12 protein-coding genes are annotated in these 13909 nt (G+C 57.6%); all 12 read right to left on the bottom strand.

Annotation, left to right across the window (positions count from 1 at the left end; genetic code table 11):
* Position 1 precedes the first annotated feature (1 nt).
* The 12 genes from PYL13_RS20230 to PYL13_RS20175 all read right to left on the bottom strand — a co-directional run bounded on the left by PYL13_RS20230 (position 2) and on the right by PYL13_RS20175 (position 13907).
* Positions 2-391 carry a RidA family protein gene (locus PYL13_RS20230; protein ID WP_275642123.1) on the bottom strand — a complete coding sequence of 130 codons (390 nt, stop codon included), beginning with the start codon at positions 389-391 and terminating at the stop codon, positions 2-4.
* Positions 392-420: 29 nt separating this feature from the next.
* Positions 421-2109 (bottom strand): ABC transporter permease subunit, encoded by a 1689-nt coding sequence (locus tag PYL13_RS20225; protein WP_192488987.1) that lies wholly within the window; start codon positions 2107-2109, stop codon positions 421-423.
* A complete protein-coding gene (locus tag PYL13_RS20220) occupies positions 2106-3164 on the bottom strand; it encodes an ABC transporter substrate-binding protein (protein ID WP_250985039.1) in 1059 nt (352 codons plus the stop codon). Before PYL13_RS20220 ends, PYL13_RS20225 begins: the two co-directional genes overlap by 4 nt.
* Positions 3165-3201: 37 nt before the next feature.
* Positions 3202-4233, bottom strand: coding sequence for an ABC transporter ATP-binding protein (locus tag PYL13_RS20215; RefSeq protein WP_275642122.1), 1032 nt, complete (start codon positions 4231-4233; stop codon positions 3202-3204).
* A 170-nt stretch (positions 4234-4403) separates the two neighbouring features.
* The gene (locus tag PYL13_RS20210) at positions 4404-5399 is read right to left on the bottom strand and encodes a LysR family transcriptional regulator (protein ID WP_259147236.1); all 996 of its coding nucleotides are present in this window, start codon (positions 5397-5399) and stop codon (positions 4404-4406) included.
* A 45-nt stretch (positions 5400-5444) separates the two neighbouring features.
* Entirely contained in the window at positions 5445-7025 is a 1581-nt protein-coding gene (locus PYL13_RS20205) for a gamma-glutamyltransferase family protein (protein WP_275642121.1), read from the bottom strand.
* A 17-nt stretch (positions 7026-7042) separates the two neighbouring features.
* A complete protein-coding gene (locus PYL13_RS20200) occupies positions 7043-8209 on the bottom strand; it encodes an amidase (protein ID WP_275642120.1) in 1167 nt (388 codons plus the stop codon).
* 14 nt (positions 8210-8223) lie between these two features.
* Positions 8224-9183 carry a PDR/VanB family oxidoreductase gene (locus PYL13_RS20195; RefSeq protein ID WP_275642119.1) on the bottom strand — a complete coding sequence of 320 codons (960 nt, stop codon included), beginning with the start codon at positions 9181-9183 and terminating at the stop codon, positions 8224-8226.
* A 5-nt stretch (positions 9184-9188) separates the two neighbouring features.
* Positions 9189-9989: an ABC transporter ATP-binding protein gene (locus PYL13_RS20190; protein WP_259147410.1), complete on the bottom strand. Its 801-nt coding sequence runs from the start codon at positions 9987-9989 to the stop codon at positions 9189-9191.
* A gap of 2 nt (positions 9990-9991) precedes the next feature.
* Positions 9992-10825 (bottom strand): ABC transporter permease, encoded by an 834-nt coding sequence (locus PYL13_RS20185; RefSeq protein WP_259147245.1) that lies wholly within the window; start codon positions 10823-10825, stop codon positions 9992-9994.
* Complete coding sequence (locus PYL13_RS20180; protein ID WP_259147248.1) at positions 10822-12516, bottom strand: CocE/NonD family hydrolase; 1695 nt, start codon at positions 12514-12516, stop codon at positions 10822-10824. The genes PYL13_RS20185 and PYL13_RS20180 overlap by 4 nt, the downstream gene beginning before the upstream one ends.
* On the bottom strand, positions 12513-13907 hold the full coding sequence (locus PYL13_RS20175; protein WP_275642118.1) for an FAD-binding oxidoreductase: 1395 nt from the start codon (positions 13905-13907) through the stop codon (positions 12513-12515). Before PYL13_RS20175 ends, PYL13_RS20180 begins: the two co-directional genes overlap by 4 nt.
* Positions 13908-13909 lie beyond the last annotated feature (2 nt).

Below are 13909 nucleotides of genomic sequence, written 5' to 3'. Positions count from 1 at the left end.
CTTAAAATATCTTTGCGGCGGTAATCTCGACTTCGACCTTGAATTCCGGACGCGTGAAGCCACCCACCACGATCAAGGTCGAGGTGGGTTTGCGATCCAGAGTGAAGCGATCGCGCACGGCCATATAGGCTGGAAAATCTTCCCGGCGTGTCACGAAACCGGAAATGCGGATAACATCCGCAAAACTCATGCCCGCCTCCTCGAGAATTGCACCTATTGCCTTGAAGCATAGTTCTGCCTGTTCGCTGACATCGCATGGAATGACATCATCCAGACCGATGCCGAGCTGCCCGGAGGTGACCAGCAGGCTGGCGCCCGGAGGCACCAGCACACCGTGATTATAGGCTCCGAACGGTTTGGGAACCGCAGGCGGATTGAAAACCTGTTGCATGATGTTGGCTTCCTTTTCGCCGTTACCGTTTAGCGGGCATAGAGCTTGTCCAGTCGGACAAGGCGACCGACCAGGATCAGGGCCATCACCGTGAACACAATCAGCACTGCGGAGATTGCATGGGCTGTTGGTTCAAGACTAAAGGTTGATTCTGCGTAGATACGAACCGGCAGGGTTGTCAGGCGTGCCGTGGTCAGGAAGCTGGTGACCGTTACTTCACCAAAGCTCAGCAGGAAGCCGACGAGACTTGCTGCAAACAGACCCGGGGCAAGGCCTGGCAGTGTGATCAGGAAAAACATCCTGAAAGGGTCGGCGCCCAGACTTGCGGCCGCTTCCTCCTGCGAACGATCAAGCTGCATGACCGAGGTGGTGAGCAGGGTGATGGCAAACGGCAGGATGACGATGACGTGGATTGCCACAAGTCCGAGGAACGGCGGCACGATCAGATAGATTTGCAGCAGTTTCAGCATGCCGACACCAATTGCCACATGCGGCAAAGACAGTGGCAGCATCCAGAATGTCATCAGGACGGAGCGCCCCTTGAACGGAAAGCGGGCTAGGGCAAATGCTGCCGGAAGCGCCAGTGCAATGGCAACCAGCACCGAGACCGTGGCGAGCTGAACTGAAACCCAGAAAGCATCCGCATAGGCACCGTTGAACAGAACTGCGTAATACCACTTGAGTGTGAAGCCCTTGAAACCGGCGGCCGTTGCCTGTGGCACATCGTTGAAGCTCTGGATGCATACGAGCACCAGTGGTAAGAGAAGCAAGCCAAGCGATGCCACAAGCAAAAGGCGGGCGATCACGAAACCGACGGTATCTGCCAGCCTGACAATGATATTCGGCAGGAATACCGGGTTGCTGGCGCGCTCGTTCAGCCATGGCATCAGACGTTTCATGCCGATGCCGCATAGGGCAGCAAACGCCAAGCTGGTGATGGTCATGATGACCGCAAGCGCCGAGGCAAGCGGTGCGTTGAGGTTCTTGATCGCCTCCTGCATGACCAGCATGCCTGTCGTCCAGACCTTCTTGCCGCCAAGCAAGGTGGCGGACACATAGGCTGTACTGGCCATCAGGAAGACGATGACAAGGCCGGAACGCAGGCCGGGCAGCGACAGGGGGAGGTCGACCGTCAGAAAACGCATCGCAGGCGATGCGCCAAGGCTTTCGGCAGCCTCATGCACACGCGGTGAGGTGTTCTGCATGCTGTCGTAAAGCGCAAGAACCATGAAGGGCAGGAAGACCTGCGCCAGAGCAACCGCCACAGCGCCATGGTTGAACAGCATGTTGGCGGCCTTGGGAATACCAACGAGGCCAGTCACCGAATTGATCAATCCGTCCGGCGCAAGCAGCAGAATGATTCCGAGCGAACGCACGACCACATTGGTTAGCAGCGGAATGAGAATGATGGCGAAGGCCGCAGCCCGGTATTTCACCGGAATGCGGGCCAGCCAGTAGGCGAGTGGATAACCCAGCAGGGCCGTCAGCAAGGTGACGCCAAGGCCGAGTGCAATCGTTTCACCCACAACGCGGAAATAGAAACTGTCGGTGACGATACCAATATACTGCGCCAGCGACGGCGCAGTGATCAGTGGTCCAAACGGATCAGGGTATTCGTGCAGCGACAGCAGGAAGATCGCGGCCATGGGGGCCGCGAAAGACAGGAGTAGCCAAAAAGTGACCGGTGCTGAAAGGGCCGGTCCTATCCACCGTGTCATCCGGCGATCTCCCGGTCATAACGGGACTGCCACTTGGCGCGGTTGGCGTTGATGAAGTCCCAATCAAAATCAACCAGCTGCGAAACCTGCTCATCACCAACGATCAGCTTGCTCTTCAGATCGTCAGGAATGGTGATGTTGTTGACGGTCGGGGAGTAATAGATTTCGCGGGCATAGGCCAGCATGCATGGCTCGGACAGGTGCAGGTTGACCCACTCTTCTGCCAGCTTTTGGTTCTTGGTACCTTCGGTGATGCAGGCAACGTTCATTGCCAGTGCCTGACCTTCAGTTGGAGACGCGATCTCGATGTTCGGATTGCGGGTTTCCGCGTAAGAGCGGGTGAAGCTGCCGAACTCGACGGAGAGATCGCAGATGCCCTGATCGAACATTTCAAACAGCTGTGCCTGACTTGCTTGAATGGCGGCAAAAGGCTTCAATTCCTTGACCTTTTCGACCACCAGATCGAAGTCCTTTTCAGTGCCGCCCCATGCACGGGCTGTCATCATCAATGCAGAAATGCCTTCCGCGCCGAGGCCGTCCGGCCAAGCAATACGACCCTTCCATTCCGGGTTCCAGAGATCCTTCCAGGACGTGATCGGCTTGGATGCCTTGCGCTTGTCGTAAACGATCGTGCAAGGGTTGAAGGCAACGCCATAACCTCCCTTGCGGGCGCTCGGGTAAAGCGCTTCGAAATTGGCAACGTTCGCGGTCGGTTCCTGCGTGACGCCATCTTTTACGGCTTGGCGGCTCTCATAGATGTTGAGGTAAAGGACGTCGAAGCTCGGGCGGCCGCGCTCGGCATAGGCGCGTGCGCGACGGTCACCAGTACCACCAAGCACGTAGCTGATCTTGCAGCCGTATTTTTCGACAAGCGGCTTTTCAACATATTCTTTGACGATCTTTTCCTGGGCGCCGCCCCAAATGCCGACAACCAGTTCGTCGCCTTTTTTGATTTCGGCGTAGGCCGGGCGGATGATGTGAAATGGAGCTGCGAGGCCAACGCCAGCACCTGCGCCAAGTACGAGCCTGTTGAAATTGCGACGCGATAGGGTCATTGCAAATACTCCTGTCCGGTTCAGATGTTGGGTGGGGTCAGATAAAGGTAGCGCCGCCGGGCTGGGCCTGAAGGCTGCATGGTGCGCCAAGCGGTGGTGGCGGCAAATCCGAGGGAACGATCACCCGGATCGTACCGGCTGCAGACTGAATGTCCGCTTCCCAGGTGTCTCCGAGATAAGCTGCGTTGATGAGTGTGCCGGGCAGGGTCAGCGGACCGGCTTCGTCAGTAATTCTAAGCCGTGAGGCGCGCAGTACCAGTCGGGTTGCGCCATCTGGCGCGCCGGTGCAGGACAGGCCGGGTGCGCGGAAAACGCCATTTTCGCTGCGGCCTTCGATAACGGTCCGGGCACCGAGGAAGGATGCCGTAAAGGCAGAGCGTGGATTGTCGCAAAGCTGCTCCGGTTTGCCGATTTCTTCCATGATGCCCTTGCTCATGACGGCCACACGGTCCGACATGGCCAGTGCTTCCTGCTGGTCGTGGGTGACAAAGACGGTGGTGATGCCAAGGCGCTGCTGAAGCGAGCGGATTTCGCTGCGCATATCGGCGCGCAGATGGGCATCAAGGTTGGAAAGTGGTTCGTCGAGGAGCAGAACATCAGGCTCGATGACGAGCGCACGTGCAAGCGCCACACGCTGTTGCTGGCCGCCGGACATCTGCGTTGGATATCGATCCTTGTAGGGGCCGAGGCCCACAGTCTCAAGGGCTGCCGCCGCCCGTTCACGACACTTTGCCTTGTCGACCTGTCGCATACGCAGGCCAAAGCCGACATTATCCAATGCTGTCAGATGCGGAAACAGCGCATAGGACTGGAAGACCACGCCGATATTGCGGGCGTGCACCGGCTTTCTGGTGATGTCCTCATCGTTGAGAATGACCCGTCCCATGGTCGGTTTGACAAAGCCTGCAATCATGCGCAGCGTCGTAGTTTTGCCGCAGCCAGAGGGGCCGAGAAGCGAAAGAAGTTCGCCTTTCGGCACTTCAATCGTCAGACCGTCGACGGCCGTCTGGTCGCCGTAGCTCGCTGTTACGTTGTCCAGGGTGAGATAATGTTTATTTGACAACGTCATATCCTCGGGGCTGTAAATTCATGCGGGCTGTATCGCAGTGATGATGAAATCAGCTGCAAAATGCTCAATATTTGAGCTTCAATAATTACTGCTTATCATATGAGCATTAAGGTATTGAGTGAACTCCACGGACGCCGATATGCGGTATAGATGAAACGCTATATCGACGCTCAGATCGGCAGCTGATTGAGGGAAGGGCGTACCGGCGACAGGGTCGGCTCGTGCAGGCTGAATTCAAATTCCTTCGCGACATCCCGGATGATACGGCGCAGCCATTTGTGGGCAATGCTGGTGTGGTTACGCTCGTGCCAAAGCAGGTAAAGATGCATGCGGTCGAACTCTGACGGCGCATCAATGACCTGCAGGTGCTGGTCAGGTGTGTTGGCGGCCATATGTTCGGCATAGGCGCGCGCCGTGGTGAAGATAAGATCGGTGCCGCCGACGATAGGCGGGATCATCGCATATTCGGGCACGGACATGGCAATGTTGCGTTTCAGCCCGAGCTGCGCCAACCGCCCGTCGATCGGGCTGAACCCGGCGCTGGAACTTGCTGTCGGTGAAATGTGGCTAGCGGCGAGATAGGCATCGAGTGATATCGCGTCCCCTGCAGCCAAGGGGTGATCGCGATGGGCAATGCAGGCAATGTCGCATTGAAACAAGGCGGTAGACTTCAGGCTTGGCTGCGGTGCAGGCCAATTGCCGATGACCACATCGACACGGCCCGCACCAAGTTCTTCGGGAAGGTCAGGATTATCACCCGGCGGAAAGAAGTCGAGTGTGACATTGGGAGCATTGTGATGAATGCGCTTGGCTATTTCCGGGACGAGAAACACCCCAAAACAGTTGAGCACAGCAATGCGAATATTCTGGCTGGATAGACGCGGATCGAAATGGTCTTGACCGTTTAAGGCATCAGACAGGCCAAGCAGCACACTGCCGATCAGCGTCTTGATCTCTTCGCCTCTTTCGGTCAGCACAAGCCGTTGTCCGGCTCGCACGAGCAGCGGATCGGCAAAGATTTCGCGCGCTTTCTTCAGGCAGGCGCTGACCGTGGGCTGGCTGTGCCCGAGCAGCACCGCCACTCTTGAGACATTGCGCTCGGTAAGCAGGAGGTAGGTGGTGCGGAGCAGCCGCACATCTATCGAGGGATTAATATTCGCAAACATGGTCATTCCCGGTCGTCTGGTTCAGGAAATGCAAGGGGCATGCCATTAGAGAGCCGCACCATCTGATCTTGGATCGGTGGCAGCTTCGCAAAGCCCGTTTGGATGCAGCAAAACAGCTCCGGCGTGGCCGCAAAGATCGGAAAACGGCGCGATCATCTCGATGTCGTGTCCAGCGGTCTTGAGCTTTTCGACAAGTGCCGTATCAAAGCGGCTTTCCAGTTTCAAATTGGTGCTGCTGGCGCCCCATGTGCGGCCGAGCAGCCAGCGCGGTGCGGTGATAGCTTCCTGAAGCTGCATGCCAAAACGGGCATGGCGGGTAAAAATTGCAGCTTGCGTCTGCGGCTGGCCCTCACCGCCCATCGTGCCATAGGCCATCACGCGACCGTCGGCGAGCTTTGCGAAGGCCGGATTGAGCGTATGGAACGGCCGTTTGCCGGGCTGCAGCTGGTTTGGACCTTTGGCAAGCGAAAAACCGGCGCCACGGTTCTGGAAAAACACACCGGTCTCGGGGCAAGTAAGTCCAGAGCCGAACTCCCAATACACACTCTGGATAAAACTGACGACATTGCCGTATCGGTCGGCAGCCCCCATCCAGATTGTATCGCCCTCTGCTGGTTTGTACGGCCATTGCAGTGCCCGGTTCATGTCAATCCTGGCGGCGAGATTATCGAGCGCTTTAGCCTCAAGCCATGTCTGGGCGTCGGCAGTCATTGTGGCCGGATCACCAAGGTCACGATTGCGTTTGATGAAGGCCTGTTTTGTTGCCTCGATCAGCCCGTGAATGTGGTCGTAACCTTCGCCAGTTTCGATTTGCAGCCGATCAAAGAGACCGAGGATCATCAGGGAGGCGACACCCTGGGTAGGCGCGACCATGTTGTGGAGCGTGCCCTCACGCGTCGTGACGCTGAGCGGTGTAACTTCACGCGGTGCATAGTGCCTGAAATCCTCAACCCGCAACGGACTGCCGTTGCGCTCAAGAAAGGCTGCATGGCTTTGAGCGAGATCGCCGTCATAATAGGAGCGCAGGCCTTTGCGCCCGAGCTCTTCCAGCGTATCGGCCAGTCGTGACTGTCGCAGACGCGCGCCAGCTGGCGGTATTTTTCCATCGATCAGATAGGTTTCGGCAAAACCCGCAACACCGGCAAGTTCGTGTAATTTGTCTAATGTGCAGATTGACTGGTTGGCGGTGACGGCAATTCCGTCGCGTGCTTTCGCGACGGCAGCTGAAACAAGTTCGGAGACAGAAAAACGCTTTGCGTTATCAACCATCGACAGCGCCATGTCCCATCCGCCGATGGTGCCGGGGACGGTCAGTGCGGCTTCGCCGTTGCGCGTAGGAATGGCGGCGACATGGCCACGGTCACGGTACCAGTCAACCGTCGCAAGACCGGCTGCCTGCCCACAGGCGGAAATGCCAGTGAGTGGTTTGCCCGGTCTGTGGATTAGCCAGAAGCCATCTCCGCCGATACCGTTCATGTGCGGATAGACAACGGCGATCATCGCTGCTGCGGCAACCATGGCTTCCATGGCGGTTCCACCTTCATCAAGAATACGGCGTCCGGCATAGGCAGCTTCGCGGTGCGGTGCGGTGAAAGTGCCGTTAAAGGCGAGCGCGGTTTGCAGCATGCTGATGTCCTGACACGTCAGAAGGATTGAAACGAGGCGGCGGCTTTGATGAGCAGCAGGTCGCTGCCCGGCCTACCGACCAGGGAAAGTCCAACGGGTGCGCCATCCACCGTTCCGAAGGGAATGCTGAGTTGCGGTAGACCCGCATGACCGGCGACCGACATCAGGCTCAGCGCTCGATTGCGATAGGGCTCAAGTTCTGACTGCGGTGTTGTCAGCAAAGGTGCAGGGCCGGGCGCCGTGGGATAGAGCAGGATTGTCCCTTCGGGTAAAAGTGCATCCAGCCGTGCACGAAGTCGCTCGCGGTAGGCGCTGGCGTCCTTGAATTCGGCTTCGGTAATTTTACTCGCCATGGCGAAACGTTCTTTGATGCCCGGTCCGAAGGCCGGTTGACGTTTGGTAATCCATTCCCCGAAATGCTGCCAGATCTCGTATCCCTGATGGAGACGAAATGCGCTTAAGGAAGCTTCCGCTCCACCGTCAGGCAGGATCGTATCAAGCCTGTAATCGAAGTCGGGGAGGGCAGAGCGGAAATGTTCACGGGTTTCATCCATCGGTAAGGCCCAAAGGTCTTCGGGTGCCCAATAACGAATGTCTGTAGCGTCGGCTGATGTCTGGCAAAAGACCGAGATGATCCGTTCCATCAGATTGCGATCCCGGGTGAAGAACCCCGAAACGTCATAACTCGCGGCCAGCGGCACCATGCCCTCGGATGAAATCAGCCCATGGGTAGAGCGCCAGCCATAAAGGCCGCAAAAGGAGGCGGGAAGCCGAACAGATCCACCGGTGTCTGTTCCTAATCCAATGTCGGCAAGGTCAGCGGCCACCGCAGACGCTGAGCCGGAGGAAGAGCCGCCTGGTACGCGCGATGGTGCTGCCGTATTCAACGGCACGCCGTAACGTGCGTTCAAACCCATCAGGCTGTAGGCAAGTTCGTCCATATGGGTTTTGCCGATGATGGAGGCGCCGTTTTTCAGTAGCGTGTCGACAACGCCCGCATTTGCCGCTGCTGGTTTCTGTTCCTCCGCAAATTCCGGGTTTCCAGCTCCTGTGATCAGGCCCCTAATGTCGAAATTGTCCTTCGCAGCGACGCTCAAGCCGGAGAGCGGCTGGTCGTTGATTACCGGGCTCGCTTGAAGCGTGTGATCAAACCGTTGGATAAAGGCATCGGAGATATCGGGCATGGGGCAGTCCTAAATTACAGATCGAGGGTTAGTTGAGCGGTTTTGGCGCGGGACACACAAGGCATGATCCACTGGCCGGATGCGATCTCTTCGGGGGTGAGAAATGTGTCGCGATGTTCGGCCTCGCCTTCAAGCAGGGCCGTCATGCAGCTTCCGCAAAAACCCTGTTCGCAGGAGTGTTCGATGTCGTGGCCATTGGCCATCAACACGTCGAGTATGCTGCGATTGGTCGGCACATCGATTGTGGTTCCGCTACGCGCAAGAACCACACGAAAACTATCCGCATTCTCTGGAGCCGCCGCTCCGGAAAACCGTTCCTCATGGATTTCCGTCTCGGCCCAGAGGCGTGATGCCTGCGTGCGTACGTGATCCATGAAAGGGCCGGGGCCGCACATATAAAGATGGCTACCGCTGCCTCTTTGCGCGAAAATTCCATCCAGAACCGGTGCTAGTGCCGCGGTCTCCAGACCAAAATGAAAATGGACATGGTCTGCGAAAGCGCCGGATGAAAGCACTTCGAAAAAGGCGGCCTGTTCTTTCGACCGCGCAAAGTAATGCAGTTCAAACGGTTTGCCGGCGGTGAGGAAATGCATGGCCATGCTGTAAAGCGGTGTAATGCCAATACCGCCTGCCAATAGGATATGCCGCTCGGCTTTGCTTGATACGGAGAGAAGGCTTCGCGAAGCACCCATCTTCAATTTGGCGCCGATGTGCGCGACCTCATGAAACCATTGTGAACCACCCCGTGACTGAGGTTCTCGCTTGATGGCAATCCGGTAGAAGTTGGTTTCCGCCGGATCATTGCAAAGCGAATATTGCCGCACCAGACCGTCGGGCAGGTGGATATCGATATGTGCCCCTGCCGGAGAAGCTGCGAAAGGCTCACCATCGGTACTTTCCAGTCTGTAGGAGCGAATGCCGTCTGCCTCATCATCGATGTCGGTAATGACGATGTCACGCATCGAAACCTGCATCGGCCTTACTCCATCGCCTTGTTGAGCAGCGCGGATACGTCGCGGCAGTAACCAGCATATTCAGGGGAAAGGCGGTATTCGGCATCGCGTGGATAAGCCCGCTCGATGGGGATTTCGCCAATGATACGGCCGGGGCGGGCTGCCATGACCACGATGCGGCTTGAGAGAAACACGCTTTCATAAACACTGTGGGTGACGAACATCACTGTGGACGAGGTAGATGCCCAGATGCGCAACAGGTCGTTGGACAGGCGGTTGCGGGTAATTTCATCCAGCGCTGCAAAGGGCTCATCCATCAGCAGCAGTTTTGGTTTTGTGACCAATGCGCGGGCGATGGAAACACGCATTTTCATGCCGCCGGACAGCTCGCGCGGATAGGCATTCGCGAAGTTTTGCAGGCCAACCATTTCAATGACGGACAGCACGTCATCACGGGCGGCGTTTTTTGATTTTCCCGCCAGTTTCAGCGGCAGAAAAATATTGTCGAAAACCGTTGCCCAAGGCATGAGGTGCGGCTCCTGAAAAACGAAACCGATTTCCCCGCGTGCGTCGGTTACGTCGTCTCCCGGTCGGTCGACACGCCCTGCGGTGTGCTGGCCAAGGTCGGCAACAATGCGCAGTGCGGTAGACTTGCCACAGCCGCTTGGGCCGAGAAGGCTGACGAATTCGCCGGGCTGAACTTTCAAGTTAAGGTCGCGAAGAGCAACCGTGCCATTGCCATAAATCTTGTCGACGCCGCTGAGGCGCACGATTGGTTTTACCTGTGTCGAGGCAATGTCGAGCATAGCGGTGTTTCCTGCGTTCATCATCAACCCTCCTGCACCAGTTCGCTCTCATGCCACCGGCTGAGCAAAGCATGTTGCACCTTGGCCATGATGAACCAGATCGTCAGACCAAAGGCGGAGAGCATGAAAAGTGCCGCGAACATGCGGGCGACATCCAGCATCGCGCCGCTTTCAACGATGGTCCAGGCAAGGCCTGTGGCATTACCAGCGCCAGCAACAAATTCGGCAACCACGGCACCAATGACTGAAAGACCGGAGGATATCCGCGCCCCTGCCAGTATGAAGGGAAGTGCGGATGGCAGTTGCAGGTAGCGAAAACGCTGCCAGCGGGTTGCCTTGTAGAGGCTGAAGACGTTGCGCAGGCCGTGATCGGCAGATTTCATGCCGACTGCGGTGTTGGACAGCATGGGAAAGAAAGCCACGATCCAGGCAAGGATCATCAGTCCAAGCCATACCCGGTTCAGGCCAACCCAGATTACCACGAGCGGAGCAATCGCCACCATGGGGGTCACCTGCAGGGCAACGGCATAGGGCCACAGGATACGTTCCACCTGCTTGTTCTGGGTCAGAAGCACGCCCAGGGTTACGCCGGATACGAGTGCGGCGACAAAGGCGCAGACGGTGATCGATGCAGTGAACCCAAGAGCGCTCAACAGCGAGGGGAACTCATCGACCATCTTGACGATAATTGCCGACGGTGGTGGCAGGATAAAACGCGACACCTGAAAATGGGTGACCAGTGCTTCCCATGCAATGAGGAAAATAACACCGCCGAGAGCTGGAGCAGCAGTCTCGGCCGCCGCCCTGCGCCATTTGACCGGGGTTGGATTGGAAGAGCTCACAGCAAGATCGGTCAAGACGGCACTCCCGAAAGTTTGGCGATGGGCAGACGCAGGGTTGAGCTATGCGACGGGCCATGTGACACGCAAATCGTCGTAACCACCGCCTTTGTTTTTGGGGTGGATACCGGGTCTTCACCGGTGCCGGGATTGACCGGATGGGCGGGGTAATCGGAGGCTGCAATGGATAGTCGCAACTGTTCACCCGCCAGAATGGTCGAACACGTTGTTGTCAGAGGCAGGGTGTAGGTTCCCTCGCCAGCGTCTCTATAATGTGCATAACCGCTCGAAATCTGCAGGACCCTACCGTCCTTTGTGACTGCGGAGAGAACGCAGGACAGATCGAAACTCGGGCAATCTGAGGTCGCGGATATCTCGATCACCGGTTCTCCGGCCAAGGTCAGGCTGGATTGCAACGGCGCGGTCGTGAATGTCAGAACATCACCGCGCTCGTCAGTGATGCGGCGGTCGACAGGGCCGGCCGGTACGCCGTAACAGCCACCGCTTACAGGAGCTGGGCGCCAAGGATCGTGTACGATGTAATCGCTGGCATCCAATAGACCTTGCTGTTCGCTCAACGTGCCGTCATCGGCGCGGATCGCCGCACGTCCGGTGCTGCCAAGGTAGAAGGTCTGCTCATCCTCAGGCCAGCTTTCCAGGTCGCGCCAGGATTTTGTGCCCATGTCGAAGAATGAGATTGGCTTGCTGGTGATTTCGGTAGTTGGCTTATGTTTGAGAGCCTGATCGAAGAATCGGATATGCTCCATGTCGGTGTCTCGCTCCGCCGCAGGCCCGAAGTCGACAGTGCCGACCTTGCTGACCCAAGGGAAATGGACCCAGGGGCCGATGATCAACCGTGATATGCCGTCATCGCCGTGCGAAAGCTCTTTCCACGCTTTGATCGTGCTGGCCAGATGTGTGTCAAACCAACCGCCAATGACCAGCACGGGGAGTTTGCGGGCCTTGATTTTTTCGGCATGGGTTGAAGGGGAAATTTTGGCCCAAAAATCGGAGTCCGCAGGTGTTTCAAGCCAGTCCATGACATGAGAGTAATCGCGGTATTTTGCCAGAATTTCGGGCTTTGCGGCAATTGGACCGTTAACCGGTAGGTTGGCGGATACAGCCATCAGTGCCGCGTAGGCTTCGTCGTCACCGGCACGGCGTGCCGCTTCGGCGGTGATCTGAATGCCCCAGCCGACCATCTGTTTCATCCGCAGCGCGCCGTTTTCATAGGCCCAGGTGGAACCTGCATCCCATGGACCCATGGCCGGTGCGATGGCCTTTAGCGACGGGCTGTTGCCAGCGGCGGCAAGGAGCTGGTTGTAGGACTGATAGGAAAAACCATACATGCCGACATCGCCGGTCGATCCTTCCAGTGCTGCAGCCCATTCAACCGCTTGCGCACCATCCTCGATATCGTTTTCGCCGGGACGGAACACACCTTCCGACGTGCCGCGACCACGGATGTCCTGGACCACAACGATATAACCATGCGACGCATACCAGGCCGGATGCGCGTAACAGATGGTGCATGCGATGCGACGGCCATAGGCTTGCCGCTGAAGAAGCACCGGGTAAGGGCCGGGGCCAACCGGACGGTAGATATCTGCATCAAGCCTTATGCCGTCACTCAAATGCATCGACTGCGTTTCCGGAGGCAAAACGGCAAGCCTGCCAGTGAGGTCTTTGGTGTTTGAAATGTCGTTCATGCCTGACGCCGATCCCATTTGTCTGTTGGAAGTTCGATGGCGAATTTTTCATCGGCCTTGTCGTCGATTTCGAAGCGGCCTGGATTGAGCAGATTGTAAGGATCGACCTGACGTTTGAAGGCGATCTCGCGTTCGGTGATTTCCTTTTTGCCGACGGCGCGCACATTGGAGGTATGTGAGTTGGAGACCACGGCTCCGGCCTCCTGCATCAGCCGCACCATGGTGGCCATCTGTTCCGGGCTTTCGTAAACGAAATAGGGCGAGCCGGAGCCAACCACCTGACCACCAACGCGCAGGATTTCCATGCGCATCGGGCCATAATGGCTGACCTTGTCGTGCACCCGCTGCACAAGTCCCACCAGATCGGCATCGCGGAAGAAGCCTTCGACGACGGAACGGCCGGGCTCGGTCTTTTGAATCTGGAACAGCGCGTGGCCGAACACGAATTCCCAGATCGGCCCGCCATAGGGACCTTTGCCTTCTGGCGCGGACGAAACGATGGTGCCACCGAAGGAGGCGACACAGGCCTCGAAATCCTCCCAATTGTCTTTTGCGATCATGGTCGAGCAGATCGAATGACCTTCGGGCACGATATCGGCAAATTGCCGGATCAGCTTTGGTGTTGGCCATTCCTGAACCGAAACGACCTTGCGGTTGATGCCCGCTTCATTGGCAAGCGTCACGCCAAAACGCACCGCCTGCATGTATTCCGGGAAAGCAACAATTGCTTCGATCCAAGGCCATGCCGGAGCAAGTGGCATCTCGACTTCGGTGATGATGCCGGTTGCGCCATAGGTATGGTGAATGAGCTGCGCGTCTGGCCCACGCAGTTCGATCAAGCGTGGTTCTTCCTCCATTGTCAGCACCTGCGCGCCGGCAATATTGCCGCGATCACGCAGGATGCCGTAGACGACCGAACCCGGCCCGCCGGTACCGCCAGCGATGTGGCCGGCGATGGTAGCAATGCGAGCTGTTGTCGGGTGGACGCGCAACTCCCAGCCGATCTCGCGGGCTGCCTTGTCAATGTCGATGACCAGTGTGCCTGCCTTAGCGCGGGCCATGCCGGGAGCTAGCTCGACCATGCCGGCATAGACGCTCATGTCGAGCAGGATGCCGCCCCGCAGCGGCACGCTCTGGCCGTAATTGGCAGACCCGCCACCTCGTTCGGTGATGGGGATGCGATAACGGACCGCTGCCGAGACGACCCGCTTCAACTCCTCAATGGTTTTCGGCGTGACGACTACATCGGCCTGCTTGCCTTCCAGCATGGTGCGCAGCAGCGGGCTGACGGCGTAGCGGTCACGGCTTTTGACGCGAATGCGGCGCGGGTCCATCGTCAATTCGACACCCTCAATGGCGGCGGCGAACTCGGTCAGCGGGTATGAGGTCATTG

This window comes from Agrobacterium sp. Azo12 (genome assembly GCF_029193765.2).
In the GTDB taxonomy this organism is placed as follows: domain Bacteria; phylum Pseudomonadota; class Alphaproteobacteria; order Rhizobiales; family Rhizobiaceae; genus Agrobacterium.
This window is presented reverse-complemented; position numbering and strand designations above follow the sequence as displayed.

Excerpts from the sequence above, each read along its gene's own strand:
- PYL13_RS20180 (WP_259147248.1), bottom strand. The coding sequence starts at position 12,516 with ATGAACGACATTTCAAACACCAAAGACCTCACTGGCAGGCTTGCCGTT.
- PYL13_RS20190 (WP_259147410.1), bottom strand. The coding sequence starts at position 9,989 with ATGAACGCAGGAAACACCGCTATGCTCGACATTGCCTCGACACAGGTA.
- PYL13_RS20200 (WP_275642120.1), bottom strand. The coding sequence starts at position 8,209 with ATGCCCGATATCTCCGATGCCTTTATCCAACGGTTTGATCACACGCTT.
- PYL13_RS20195 (WP_275642119.1), bottom strand. The coding sequence starts at position 9,183 with ATGCAGGTTTCGATGCGTGACATCGTCATTACCGACATCGATGATGAG.
- PYL13_RS20215 (WP_275642122.1), bottom strand. The coding sequence starts at position 4,233 with ATGACGTTGTCAAATAAACATTATCTCACCCTGGACAACGTAACAGCG.
- PYL13_RS20225 (WP_192488987.1), bottom strand. The coding sequence starts at position 2,109 with ATGACACGGTGGATAGGACCGGCCCTTTCAGCACCGGTCACTTTTTGG.
- PYL13_RS20210 (WP_259147236.1), bottom strand. The coding sequence starts at position 5,399 with ATGTTTGCGAATATTAATCCCTCGATAGATGTGCGGCTGCTCCGCACC.
- PYL13_RS20220 (WP_250985039.1), bottom strand. The coding sequence starts at position 3,164 with ATGACCCTATCGCGTCGCAATTTCAACAGGCTCGTACTTGGCGCAGGT.
- PYL13_RS20205 (WP_275642121.1), bottom strand. The coding sequence starts at position 7,025 with ATGCTGCAAACCGCGCTCGCCTTTAACGGCACTTTCACCGCACCGCAC.
- PYL13_RS20230 (WP_275642123.1), bottom strand. The coding sequence starts at position 391 with ATGCAACAGGTTTTCAATCCGCCTGCGGTTCCCAAACCGTTCGGAGCC.
- PYL13_RS20175 (WP_275642118.1), bottom strand. The coding sequence starts at position 13,907 with ATGACCTCATACCCGCTGACCGAGTTCGCCGCCGCCATTGAGGGTGTC.